Consider the following 13,697-nt stretch of genomic DNA (forward strand, 5'->3'; position numbering starts at 1 on the left):
TTTACTCCCTTTCGGCATCTAGAATATATGATCATTGAAATTTATATCTACCCGGATACTTTAGTCACAAAAATCAATGTAAGCATCAAAAAGTACTTCTTATTTCAATAAGAAGTACTTTAATTAGATATTGAACCAATGATATCAGGATCCTAAATTATAAACCAGCAATTTCCTCTTTGATCTTTGTTGTAGAGATGCCTTCTGTTCTTGGGAGGTAAACAACCTCACACTGATCTTTGAGAAAGTCAAATTTACCTTCCCAGTCATCCCCCATAACAAAAACATCAATATTATGATCAATAATATCTTGCTTTTTTTGCTCCCAATTCTTTTCAGGAATTACTTCGTCCACATATCGAATGGTTTCTAAAATTAATTTACGGTGCTCATAGCTGTGATAAGCTTTTTTTTGCTTTTGTAAATTGAATTCATCCGTTGAAATAGCAACAACTAAATAATCACCAAGCTGCTTTGCACGCTCAAGCAATTTAATGTGACCCCAATGCAGTAAATCAAAAGTTCCATATGTGATAACTTTTTTCATTTAAAGAAACGCTCCTTCCTAATGTTAAACACTATTAAAAACACTACTGACGTTAGCGATTAAATTCTAAAAACCTGTTTGTATTCCTTATATCGACATATTTCTCGTATGTCTTCACTGATCATTAATTATAGCATACCGCCTAAAAAAGGTTAAGTACTCATGAGGAGAAAAACATTCCAAAATATGTAATTACACTCAGACTCCATTGGCACCAAGGTCTGTTGTTCATTCGTTCATTCAATTGTAAAATTGGAAACATATTTAAATTTAATGTAAAGATAATGTTAATCCTTTGTTGAAGATTTATGTTAAAATATAAGGTAGCTTGATTTTGCTTTTAGAAACTCTCGGTTTTTAACTATATAAATAGAATCTTAAAGGAAGGAGGAGCCAGACATGCAAACAGAGACTATTCACAATATTCCTTATGTTAACAGTAACTTAACATCATTTATCGATTACCTAGAGAAACATTATATTGATCAAAAGATTGGTGCTGTCATTTCCACAGTCAACCCTGAAATTGCATTTGCAGCTATTAAAGATCGGGACTACTTTGATGTACTATCTTCTTCAAACTTCATTTTGCCTGATGGGATCGGTGTAGTCATGATGTCACGTTTGACTAACAACAGGCTTCAGTCCCGAATCGCAGGTTACGATGTTTTTAAAGAACTTCTGGGCGTTGCTAACAAAAAGAAAAAACGCATATTTCTGTACGGTGCGAAGAAAGATGTTATAAAAGGTGTTGTATCCAAAATTTCTTCTGAATACCCAAACATTAAAATCGCAGGTTATTCAGACGGTTATGTTCAAGATCGCACCCTAGTGGCAAAACAAATTGCAAGAGCAAATCCTGACATGGTATTCGTAGCTTTAGGGTATCCTCATCAAGAGAAATTCATTCATAACTACAGACACTTGTTCCCTAAAGCCGTATCTATAGGTCTAGGAGGAAGCTTTGATGTATTTAGCGGTAATGTCAAACGGGCCCCTTCCTGGATGATACGTTTAAATTTAGAATGGTTCTACCGGTTAATCTTGAATCCATGGCGATGGAAAAGAATGCTTAGCATCCCAAAATATGCTTTAACGGTTTTAAAAGAAGAAAAAAACAAAAAAACTTTCTATCCAAAGCCTGAAAAAGATCATACAAAACAGATTTAAAAACAAAACTTTCAAATAAATGGATGATAAAAATGAAAATAAGATCACTACTGGCGAATTGCTATTTGTATTTTTTATCAGCAATCGCCTTTTTTCTGCAATGGGTGAAACCTGAAAGCAAAGTGACCCTCCTGATCTCATTCGAAGCAAACGCAAAAGCGATTCTTGAGGAATATGAACAAGGACAATACTCTTATAAACTTAACATCCTGTATACCCAGCAGGCCTCTGCTATTGCCGAGAGCTTCCCGAATGTAGATGCATATTTATTACAAGAAAAAAACCCTATCCATCTCATTAAAGCTGTATACCTAATGTTTAACAGTAAAGTGATCATAACAGATAATTACTTTCTATTAACAAGTGTGTTAAATAAGCGGAAGCAAACGAAATGTATCCAAGTATGGCACGCAAATGGCTCACTCAAAAAATTTGGTTTGGAAGACATTACAAACATGCAACGGACGAAAACTGATATTAAAAGGTTCCAAAAAGTATACAGTTCGTATGATTATTTAACTGTTGGCTCAGAAGAGATGGCAAATATCTTCAAGAAATCATTTGGAATAAAGGATAACCAATTATTAAAAATAGGTGTACCTTTAACAGACCCTTATTACCGAGAAAACAAGAAAAAAATTTCAGATACTCTAAACATACAAAGAAAAAAAATAATCCTCTATGCACCGACGTTTAGAGATTATAATATGCAATCAATTCAATTGCCTTTTACAGAAGAACAATTAATTCATCAGTTAAAAGAAGAATATGTTTTATTTGTTAAGCTGCATCCCGCCATTCAGAACAATATTGATATTAAATATTCCAGTGATTATATTAAAGATGTTTCTAACTATGCCTTGTTTGATCTACTCATGGCTGCAGACATATTAATCACTGACTATTCTTCTGTTCCCTTTGAATTTTCGATTTTAAATAAACCCATTCTTTTTTATACTTACGATTTAAAACTTTATCAACAGAAGCGGGGATTGGTTGATAATTATCTTTCCATAATACCTGGAAGAGCCTGCTATGACAGTGAATCATTAATAAATGAAATTCAAACCCCATTTAATTATTCCAAAATAAAAGTTTTTTCCGATAGATGGAATAAGTATTCTGATGGGAATTCAAGCCAAAATTTATTGAATTTCATCGAAAATTTAATAAGCTAAATGATGACACTTGTTCAAAACAGAACAAGTGTTCTTTTTTCTATTGAATACCGAACGTATGTTTGCTTTAATGTAATTAGTTGCTTATGGCAGCAAATAATAATAGAGGTGGTAAATTTATGAGAAAAAAAGAACTGTTTGATTTCACCAACATCACGCCAAAATTATTTACTGAACTACGTGTAGCAGACAAAACCGTACTTCAATCATTCAATTTCGATGAGAAAAACCACCAAATTTATACAACCCAAGTCGCAAGTGGATTAGGAAAAGACAACACCCAAAGCTATCGCATAACTCGTCTATCTCTTGAAGGTTTACAATTAGACAGCATGCTGTTGAAACATGGAGGTCATGGTACAAATATTGGAATTGAAAACCGTAATGGCACCATTTATATTTGGTCTCTATACGATAAACCAAACGAAACAGATAAAAGTGAATTAGTTTGTTTCCCATATAAAGCAGGCGCGACTTTAGATGAAAATTCTAAAGAACTTCAGCGATTCTCGAATATGCCTTTCGATCATAGGGTTACACCTGCTCTTGATATGAAGAATAGACAGTTGGCAATTAGACAATACGATACAAAAAATAATAATAATAAACAGTGGGTGACAATCTTTAACCTGGACGATGCAATAGCAAATAAAAACAATCCTCTTTATACTATTAACATTCCTGACGAACTTCATTATTTACAAGGTTTCTTTTTAGATGACGGTTATTTATATTGGTATACAGGAGATACAAACAGCAAAAGCTATCCGAATCTCATAACTGTATTTGATTCCGATAATAAAATAGTGCTGCAAAAAGAAATTACTGTTGGCAAAGACTTGTCCACCAGATATGAGAATAACTTCCGTGAACCGGAAGGGATCTGTATGTACACCAATCCTGAAACTGGGGCAAAATCATTAATGGTGGGAATTACAAGTGGAAAAGAAGGAAATCGTATAAGCAGAATTTATGCATACCATTCTTATGAAAACTTCATGAATCATGTACCTATGCTTCGATCCCCTTTATTAAAAACCGTGGGGCACCAAGATACACCTCCAGAAAGATTTCAACCATTTATTCAAACCTTCATTTTAGAGTATAATGCTCAAAACAAAAAATGGATGGTTCCGACTTCAGGTTATTTACCATCTTACACATCAAATTTAGTCCGAAATATTACTATCAATGCAGATGGAAACTTGCAAGTCACATTAAATGAACGCTATATTAGTTTACTGCATCAATCGATAGAAGGAGATTTCCGCTTAAAACAAAAGGATATCCGAATGGGATCCTGGTATTTTGCCGGCGGAGAAAAATCAAATGTGCTTGAAATAGGTTTTATGAAAGGGAGTACAAAAATCAGACCCGATGATGCAGCCATCTCAAATGCTTCAAGAATGAGTATTTTTATGATTGTTGCGGACAAGATTGAGGTGTGATAATCAAATAGGCTGTAGCTATTTAATAGCTACAGCCTATTTGCAACTTTCTAAGTTTTTTATCGATATTCCGGAACATCAAAATAAAGTGTATAACCGTCCAGCAATGAATACAGGCTGTACATGCGGTTTACTTGTTTGTACGCCCAGCCGATGTCTGTTGCGTATTGATGTGTCGCTGTAGCTGACCATCTCATTTTGTACAGTGTGTCTTGATTGTAAGCTGTGTTGTGGATATACGATGAGCCTATGAATTTAGCTCCGCCGATAATGGCCGCTTCTGGTGTGAACCAGCCCTGCTCGTACGCATATTTGGCTCCGTAGTAATTCGGATTGCTGTCGTATGCTCCAATTCCATACATGTTGTATACGGTTTTTCCGTTATAGGTTAATCCATTGGCTAAAGCGGATGTCCCGTTTCCTGTTTCCAGAAGAGCGTGTGAGATTAAATACAGTTCGTTGATGCTATATTGATTGGCGGCATCGATAAATGCCTTTGCTCTCCCTGTCAGGATGCCTTTACCCGCAAGCACTTTCTGATTTACCTCAGTAACGCTGAGACCCGCTGTCTGTGACAGCTTGAGAAATTGGAAGTAGTATTTGCTGTCTCTGGAAAAGTTATTCGGATCCACGTATTGAACTACTTCATCACTGCTTGCGTTTCGCCAGCCCAAATTGATCTTAGCCCAGCCGTTTATCTGTCCGATGACTTTCACTTTATCGCCTTTTTTAAACTGGCCGATCACGTTTGTCGGGCTGACTTCCGGCGTTGACCGGATATTTAGTACATCAGCCGTAACAGTTGATGTTGCTGTATTAATGTACGTGAGCGATACGTAAGCCGCTCCGTCTGTTTGCGGACTTACTGTCATTTGTTTTTGGACCATATCACGAAGCGAGAGATTGTAGTTTGTTTTCATGATTTGCGGGCCGTTTTTGATCTTCACGATAGATGATGTCCATCCGTATAATTGTTTTAGCTTCGTTGATGCCGCAGCAGCTGTATCATTGCCTGTGAACTGCTCATTTACGCTGATTTTATAAAGCGTATTGCTTTTCGTTGTATAGCTCGGGGTTACACTTTTCGATTTAAGATAGGTTAACCCATTGTTCAATGCGGTTTTGCTGCTAAGCTGTGTTGTCACGATTTTGTATTGTGTATATGCAGTCTGGCCTGTTTTTGATGTTGTGACTGCGATATGATTTTGTTTGAAAAATGTTAAAACGCGGTCAATCTCTTCTTGGCTGATGATAGCTTCAGTTGTGATTTGATAGCTGCTCGCAGCTGTCTGACCGGTTTTCTGGCTTGCTACTGATATATGATTCGATTTGAAAAACGTGAGTGCCTGATTGACTTTCGTTTGATCAAGCAGAGATTCGGTTGTGATTTTAAACGTGTCAGCTATTTGTTTTTTGACGGATTTCGCAGAAGCACTTAGCTGATTTTTCTTTAATATGTTCAAACCCTTTGTGACTTTTGCTTGATCTGATGTTTCTTCTGAGATGAGCTGATATTGATTTTCTGCTGTTGATCCAGCTGCTGTTTTTGCAGCTTTTACTTTTTTCTGAGCAAAGAAGGCTGCTGCTTTGTTTGCTTGCTGCTCGCCTAAAATCTTTGCCGTCGTGATTTGATAAGCTGCAGACGTTGTCGTTTTTTTGACGCTGGATGACGTGTAATGCCATTTTTTCTTTTTAAAGAAAGTGTCTATTTTTTGGAGCTGCTGTTTTGTTATACCCTTCATATTCACGGTATATGATGTGCTTTTTCCAACCTGTTGATAACTGCCGGATACGCCAGTGTTTTTCTTGATTTGGCTGATGGCGTCCTTTACTGTACTCAGCCCTTTGAAATAAGCTGATTGGACATTGTATGACTCAACGGTTGTTTTTTGATTGATGGACTTGTAGCTGCCTGTGATGCCAGTGCTCTGTTTCAGCTGCTGCAATAGAGTTTTGGCATTGGCTTCACCTGAAATGGCGGCAGTTGTGAACGTATAATAGGCTTGCCCTTTCACTGTTTCCTTTAATGATGCCTGCAGCCCAGATTCCTTTTGGAAGGCGTTTTTGATCTGCGCTGCTCTGCTGTCTCCCACGATTGTGCCAGACTGAATGGTTGTGACAGACACCGTGTGTGTGATGGGCTGATACGAGCTTTTAATCCCCGTTTGCTTGGCCAGGCTCTGGATAAGCGCCTTGACTTTTGTCTCATCAGCAATGTCTGATGTCATGACGTTCATATAGGGCTGAGCTGCTCCGTAAGCTTTTACAGCGCCAGCCACTCCCGTCTCCTGTTTCAGCTTTGCTAGGATAGTGTTGGCCTGTTTTTCTCCGGAGATGGCACCTGACGAGATGGTGACATATGGCTGTTTGCTTCCAACAGGACTTGACGTTCCTGTAATTGATGTCTGTTTGGCGAGTCCGCTCAGTATTGCTTTCGCTTCTGATTCGCTATGAATGCCTGAGGCGGAAATTTGGTAGGTCGTTGTTGTGCCTGAAGCCTGATAGGATGCATCCCAGCCAGTATCTTTTTCCAGTTTGGCGACAGCTTGTGAGGCTTGGCTTTCTGTACTGAACGTATTCGACGGCTCTACTTTATATAGTGAGTAGTCGGTATACGCGGCTGCCTGGGCAGAACCAGACATGGCAAAAAAGGCAAGGGACGCGGCGGATAGAAGCATAGGTGCGATTAGTCTCTTTTTCATTCCTTCTCCTCTTTCTTATTCTATGAGTATATAAAACTAGTTTATTTATCGGCACGCGCATGCTTCATTTATAGGTGAATCACTTCCATTTTCTAATAAAAAAACTTAACCTCGAAGTGAGATTAAGTTTAAATATGAGACACGATAAGGGTACAAGTTCCTTTTATCGTAAAATCGGGCATTTGAGCCGGCAAAATAAAGTGATCACCTTTTTTGAGCGGACATGTTTTGTCCTCATACTTGAGCAAACCGCTTCCTTCTATCACGCTGCAAATCAGAAAGGATTCATCCTGAGCCATTTCAGCTTCGCCATTGATGTCCCATTTATAAACCGAAAAATATTCCCCTTGGACAAATGTTTTAATGGTTATTCCTTTTCTTGATTCTGTCGATTCATCTATATACCCGTCCACATGGGGAACCGTGGCGGCATTGACCGCTTTGGCAAAATGAAGCTCTCTCGGACTTCCGTTGCTATCAAGACGGTCATAATCGTACACCCGGTATGTGGCATCTGAATTTTGCTGAGTCTCTAAAACAAGGGCCCCCTTGCACAATGCGTGCAGCGTTCCGCTCGGCACATAATAGAAATCACCCGGTTTAATTTTGATTCTTCGCAGCAGGCCCTCCCAGTCACCGCTGTTGATCATTGTGACAAGTTCGGTTTTTGAGCGGGCCGTATGCCCGTAAATGATTTCTGCGTTTTCCTTACAGTCGATAATGTACCAGCATTCCGTCTTGCCGAGTTCTCCCTCTTCGTTTTCTCCGGCATAGTAATCATCAGGGTGAACTTTAATTGACGTATCTTCCTTCACATCCAGCAGCTTTGTCAGAAGCGGAAACCGATCCCCCTCTACGCCGCCGAATACTTCACGGTGCTCTTCCCAAAGCTCGATCAATGTCTTTCCTTTATACGGGCCATTTGCAACAGTGCTCGGTCCTTTTGGATGAGCGGAAATGGCCCAGCATTCCCCCGTTGATTCTGAAGGAATACTGTATCCAAATCTATCTCGTAAAGCGGTTCCGCCCCAGATTTTTTCTTTAAACACAGGCGTTAGAAAAATCGGTGATTGCGTCATGATCCGTACCCCTCCCCTGTAAATAACTGATCATCATTTTCCCGGTGCGCCCCTCTTACAAACGCCCGTATAAGCTGCCTTTTTCCTATGACAACATATGTACAAAGCATCATCTTTTCATTACCCCTTCAAAGAAAACGCTTCCTATCTATTATATCACGTCGAAAAGAAGCTTTGTTTCAGCCTTTTCCTCGATAAGAATAATTCTCCTTTTTTGATACAAATTAATAAAAACCGTCAATATGTTTAAGAAGGAGAGAAACTATGCAAATCGACTCTGATCTCCAGAACAATTTAGACACACTGAAAAAAACATTGGGACAAAACGACGATATGATGTTTTATACATTTGCTTTCGGAGATAGCAGACAAAAGGCGTGTTTACTGTATATTGACGGTCTGACAGAGAATAAAATGCTGGCGCAATACGTCATTTCTCCTTTACAAAAAGAGGCGTTGGCCCATAAGGAATGCTCGATTGAAGACTTATCCGCCTTTTTTTTCGGCTTTCACCACAGCGTTGTTTCTACAATGAAAGAAATAGAGCAGCTCGTTTTTTCAGGGCAAGCCATTTTGCTCGCTGATGGCTATCGCGGAGGATTAGCTTTCGACACAAAGTCAGTCGCAACACGCAGTCTTGATGAACCCTCCTCCGAAGTCGTGGAACGCGGCCCTAAAATAGGATTTATTGAAAAGCTGCGGACAAACACGGCGCTTTTGCGTGAACGGACGAGTGATCCTAATCTCGTCATCAAAGAAATGACACTCGGAAAAAGGACCAAAAAGAAAATCGCTGTCGCTTATATTCAGGATATCGCCCCAGATTATGTCGTCAAAGAAGTGTTTAAAAGGCTGAAATCAGTCAATATAGATAATTTGCCGGAATCGGGGACGCTTGAACAGCTGATTGAAGACGAACCATTTTCAATTTTCCCCACAATATTAAGCACAGAACGACCGGACCGGGTCGAAAGTTCTCTATTAGAAGGGCGAGTGTCCATATTAGTGGATGGTACGCCGTTTGCTTTGATTGTACCGGCTACGGTTGACGAATTTATTCATTCGCCCGATGATTACAGCCAGCGCTGGATCCCAATGTCACTTGTACGCCTTCTTCGTTATTCCAGCATCCTGATCACCATTTATTTGCCCGGTCTGTATATTTCTCTCGTTTCTTTTCACACCGGGCTATTGCCGACTAGAATGGCCATTTCCATTGCAGGCAGCAGGCTTAACGTACCATTCCCGCCTTTTGTAGAGGCCTTTATCATGATCTTTACGATCGAATTGATTCGAGAAGCCGGATTAAGGCTGCCTAAGCCGATTGGACAGACAATTGGCCTTATCGGCGGCGTTGTCATCGGACAGGCAGCTGTTCAGGCGCAAATTGTCAGTGCGCTTATGGTCATTGTCGTTTCTGTCACAGCACTGGCATCCTTTACCGTTCCTTCATACGCCTATAACTTTCCGCTGCGGATCATTCGGATCGGGGTTATGATAAGTGCAACAGCGCTTGGCATGTACGGCGTTATAATGGTTTATCTGTTTGTGATCGGCCATCTCATGCGCCTGAAAAGCTTTGGCCAGGATTACATTATCCCGATCATGGCGCAGCCTGGACAGGATTTGAAAGACACAGTCATCCGTATTCCCACGATGTTTTTAAAAAGAAGACCGACACGAAACGATCCCGAAGATAACATCAGACAAAGGTGATGGCTATGAGGAAATCAGAGCATAAACTGACATTTATGCAGACGCTCATTATGATCAGCAGCACATTGATTGGTGCCGGGGTGCTGACCCTTCCCCGCTCAGCCGCCGAAACCGGCAGTCCGAGCGGATGGCTAATGATACTGCTCCAGGGCGTTATTTTTATTATCATCGTTCTGCTTTTTTTGCCTTTTCTTCAAAAAAACAGCGGAAAAACTCTTTTTAAGCTCAACAGCATTGTAGCTGGAAAATTCATCGGCTTTCTATTGAATTTATATATCTGTCTATATTTCATTGGGATTGTTTGCTTTCAAGCTCGGATTTTGGGAGAGGTTGTCGGATTCTTTTTGTTGAAAAATACGCCAATGGCAGTTGTGGTGTTTATATTTCTTGCAGTTGCCATCTATCATGTAGGCGGAGGCGTTTATTCAATTGCAAAAGTATACGCTTATATTTTTCCTATAACCCTTATTATTTTTATGATGCTTCTGATGTTCAGCTTTCGCTTGTTCCAGCTTGATTTTATCCGGCCGGTATTTGAAGGAGGCTATCAAAGCTTTTTCTCTTTATTCCCAAAAACATTATTATATTTCTCCGGATTTGAAATCATTTTTTACCTGGTCCCCTTTATGAGAGATCCAAAGCAAGTGAAAAAGGCTGTTGCTCTGGGCATCGCGACTTCCACATTGTTCTACAGCATTACTTTGCTCATTGTGATTGGCTGTATGACTGTGGCTGAGGCAAAAACGGTGACATGGCCGACCATTTCCCTTATTCACGCATTAGAGGTTCCGGGTATTTTTATTGAACGATTTGATTTGTTCTTACAGCTGACCTGGACAGCCCAGCAATTTGCCTGTATGCTCGGATCCTTTAAAGGCGCCCATATCGGGTTAACGGAAATCTTTCATCTAAAAAATAAAAACAATGCATGGCTGCTGACTGCAATGCTGGCTGCGACGTTTTTCATAACGATGTATCCCAAGGACTTGAATGACGTGTTTTATTACGGGACGCTTCTTGGATATGCTTTCTTAATTGTGATTACAATTCCATTCTTCGTCTGGTTTTTAAGCTGGATACAGAAAAAAATAGGGAGGGGGCAGCTGCAATGAAAACAGCATCAAAATTCTCCGTCATGTTTTTTATGCTGCTGGCCCTCTGCGGCTGCTGGGATGTCAAAGATATCGAGCAACTATCCTTCGCCAGAGGGCTGGCGATCGATGAGACAAATGATCACCAGTACAAACTGACGTATCAAAATCTTCTTCCCCAAAGCGAAGACAGCCAAGCATCCGGAAAACCCGAATTTGTTAATGTAACGTCCCACGGGAAAACGATTCTGGAAGCAGTCAGTGATGTATCCATCAAGGACCCTCCTGTTTATAGCGATCATTTAAAAGTGATCCTTCTGGGAGAAAAACTGATGAGGAATCAAAATGTAGACCAAGTCCTCAACCACTTTATCCGGGATGATGAGCTGCGGCGAAGCAGCTATTTGATGGCAGCCAGAGGGAATGCAGCTGATGTTTTCACAAAAGGAAACCCCAATCAGCAGCAGCCGATGCCCTCCGAAAAACTGATTGATTTGACAACTCACAGCGGATATAACGGTAAGATTATGATACCGCTGCGCATCGGAAGAGCTTCTGTCTACTCTCAGAACGGGTACAGTTATCTTATTCAAGCCGTGAAAAACGAAAAGGGAAAAGCCAAGTATGACGGAGCAGGCATTATCAAAAGGGGCAGCAATAAACTCGTTGGGTTTCTTTCAGCTGATGAAACCCAAACACTGTCATGGGTCATGGGGACGATCCAAGGCGGTGTCATGCCGACGACAGATAAAGGACATCCGATTACGTTTGAAATTAAAAAGTCGAAAACGAAAATTAAGCCCGTCATTGAAAACGGAAAGCCTGTCTTTCATATTTCTGTTAAAACGAAGGGCATCCTGACAGAAGACCAAAACCCGAATGAAAACTCCTTTAGCAAAAGTTATTTGCACAGGCTGGAAAACATTTTTGAAAAAAAGCTTGAACGAGATGTAAAGCAGGTGATGGATAAACTGCAGCACGAGTATAAAACCGATCCGGTCTTTTTATCAGACCACATAAGGATTCAACACCCTGACTACTGGAATAAAGTAAAAGGGCATTGGGATGAAATATTTTCTGAGACTGATTTTAAGTACGATATTTCTTTTAAAATCATTAACTTTGGCACGGTGGGAAAGTAAGCAATCAAAAGGGTGCGCATGATCGCGCACCCTTTTTTATGTTCCGACAGTCTGCTGTTTTCCGGCCGCTCCTCCCTGTCCGTTTTTGTCCCGTAAATCCTGCTCAATTTCTTCAAGGCTTCTTCCCTTTGTCTCTGTCACTTTAAATCGGACAAATAAGAACGCCATGATACCGATCGCGGCATAAATCAGGAATAAATAACTGATTCCGATCGCTTCCATTAATATTGGATAGGTTAATGAAACAATCAGTGTCCCAACGTGCAACATTAAGGTCGAAACACCGGTCCCGATTCCTCTGACGTGAAGCGGGAACAATTCAGGAAGCATCACCCACACAACCGGTCCCCAGCTGACCGCAAAGACAACGATAAACACGCCTAAACAAATGACGGTCGTCCATGAGGCAGCCGGAGTGTTATCGAAAAAGAGATTTACTAAAGCGAGAACGATCAAGCTGATCACCATGCCCGCATTCCCGAATAGCAGTAACGGCTTTCTTCCAATCTTGTCGATGATTTTAATCGCTACTAATGTCATGAGAACATTGACTGTGCCGATTCCGACCGTGCCTAAAATCGAAGCGGAGTTTCCGAATCCGACGTTTGTAAAGGTCTTTGGCGCATAGTAGATGATCGTATTCGTTCCGATAAATTGCTGCAAAAAAGCGAGTCCCAAACCTGCAATAAGCGCTGGGCGCACCCATGGATCGAACAGCTCCTTCAGACCGCCTTCATCCTGCTTTTCCGCTTCTTTTATATCATGTATTTCCTGATCAATATCTTTTGTGCCACGCAATTTTTCAAGAATTTTCTTCGCTTTGCTTTCTTCGCCATTCGTGAACAGCCAGCGCGGGCTCTCCGGCATAAACAAAATGCCAATAAGCAAGAGCAATGACGGCACAGCAGCCAATCCAAGCATCCAGCGCCACGCTTCGGCATCGGCAAATATGTAATTGACAATGTAAGAAAGAAGGATGCCGACCGTGATCATCAGCTGATTCAGTGATGACAGCGCCCCGCGTTTATGTTTTGGCGCCAGTTCAGATAAATAAAGGGGTACGATTGTCGTCGATGTTCCGACTGCAAGTCCCAAAATGATGCGAAACAGCACCATGACTCCTGTATTTGGGGCCAGTGCCACACCAAGACCGCCTATACAAAACAGCAGCGCGGCTGCCATAATTGCTTTTTTTCTTCCGAAACGGTCAGTCAGCTTGCCGGCCGCTCCTGAGCCCAATATCGCCCCAACCAGCAAGGAGCTGACAACAAGACCTTCTGTAAACGCGTTTAAGCCTAACTCCTTTTTCATAAATAAAATAGCTCCGGAAATCACTCCGGTATCATAGCCATATAACGCGCCTCCAAGAGCTCCGAAAAAATAAAGCCATATATTTGACTGCTTTTTCATAAAGATGACTCCCTTTCTCCATCAGCTGCAATGACATTGTCTGTGGGATTTTTTTAGAAATCTTTTAGCCTCTTTTTCCGGCCATTAAACCTTTTTATTTTTCTGATCATAAGTTTTCCAATCATTTACTTGTATTTTTTTCAATGTCGCCGAAACATTTTACCTGCTGCGGCGTCCAATATAAGGTGATTCAGTACATTATCGTTATCAATTT

The 13,697-nt window shown here is 40.7% G+C and carries 10 protein-coding genes; 6 read left to right on the forward strand and 4 right to left on the reverse strand.

Annotation, left to right across the window (positions count from 1 at the left end; all coding sequences use genetic code 11):
- Positions 1-157: 157 nt before the first annotated feature.
- Positions 158-547: a glycerol-3-phosphate cytidylyltransferase gene (gene tagD, locus NST22_RS18695; protein ID WP_003227921.1), complete on the reverse strand. Its 390-nt coding sequence runs from the start codon at positions 545-547 to the stop codon at positions 158-160.
- A gap of 399 nt (positions 548-946) precedes the next feature.
- Here tagD and tagA point away from each other — a divergent pair, with 399 nt between their 5' ends.
- From tagA to NST22_RS18710, 3 genes are all read left to right on the forward strand, one after another.
- Positions 947-1,717: an N-acetylglucosaminyldiphosphoundecaprenol N-acetyl-beta-D- mannosaminyltransferase gene (gene tagA / locus NST22_RS18700; RefSeq protein WP_003227919.1), complete on the forward strand. Its 771-nt coding sequence runs from the start codon at positions 947-949 to the stop codon at positions 1,715-1,717.
- 32 nt (positions 1,718-1,749) lie between these two features.
- Positions 1,750-2,895 (forward strand): teichoic acid glycerol-phosphate primase, encoded by a 1,146-nt coding sequence (gene tagB / locus NST22_RS18705; protein WP_009968271.1) that lies wholly within the window; start codon positions 1,750-1,752, stop codon positions 2,893-2,895.
- A gap of 119 nt (positions 2,896-3,014) precedes the next feature.
- Positions 3,015-4,343, forward strand: coding sequence for a major teichoic acid biosynthesis protein C (locus NST22_RS18710; protein ID WP_003243411.1), 1,329 nt, complete (start codon positions 3,015-3,017; stop codon positions 4,341-4,343).
- A gap of 59 nt (positions 4,344-4,402) precedes the next feature.
- Here the strand turns inward: NST22_RS18710 and lytD are convergent, their stop codons facing one another.
- Complete coding sequence (gene lytD / locus NST22_RS18715) at positions 4,403-7,045, reverse strand: beta-N-acetylglucosaminidase LytD (protein WP_003243594.1); 2,643 nt, start codon at positions 7,043-7,045, stop codon at positions 4,403-4,405.
- A 128-nt stretch (positions 7,046-7,173) separates the two neighbouring features.
- Complete coding sequence (gene manA, locus NST22_RS18720; RefSeq protein WP_003244253.1) at positions 7,174-8,124, reverse strand: mannose-6-phosphate isomerase, class I; 951 nt, start codon at positions 8,122-8,124, stop codon at positions 7,174-7,176.
- Positions 8,125-8,388: 264 nt separating this feature from the next.
- On the opposite strand from manA, the gene gerBA reads away from it, so the two are divergent.
- Genes gerBA through gerBC form a run of 3 tightly spaced genes read left to right on the forward strand, consistent with a single transcriptional unit; the run spans position 8,389 to position 12,073 of the window.
- Entirely contained in the window at positions 8,389-9,840 is a 1,452-nt protein-coding gene (gene gerBA, locus NST22_RS18725; protein WP_003243291.1) for a spore germination protein GerBA, read from the forward strand.
- Positions 9,841-9,845: 5 nt separating this feature from the next.
- Entirely contained in the window at positions 9,846-10,952 is a 1,107-nt protein-coding gene (gene gerBB, locus NST22_RS18730; protein WP_003244581.1) for a spore germination protein GerBB, read from the forward strand.
- Positions 10,949-12,073, forward strand: a complete 1,125-nt coding sequence (gerBC, locus tag NST22_RS18735; protein WP_003242990.1) for a spore germination protein GerBC — start codon at positions 10,949-10,951, stop codon at positions 12,071-12,073. Before gerBB ends, gerBC begins: the two co-directional genes overlap by 4 nt.
- 36 nt (positions 12,074-12,109) lie before the next feature.
- Here the strand turns inward: gerBC and NST22_RS18740 are convergent, their stop codons facing one another.
- Entirely contained in the window at positions 12,110-13,483 is a 1,374-nt protein-coding gene (locus tag NST22_RS18740) for a sugar porter family MFS transporter (protein WP_003243731.1), read from the reverse strand.
- Positions 13,484-13,697: the final 214 nt, after the last annotated feature.

Source organism: Bacillus sp. PS237 (assembly GCF_037963345.1).
GTDB classification, from domain to species: domain Bacteria; phylum Bacillota; class Bacilli; order Bacillales; family Bacillaceae; genus Bacillus; species Bacillus subtilis.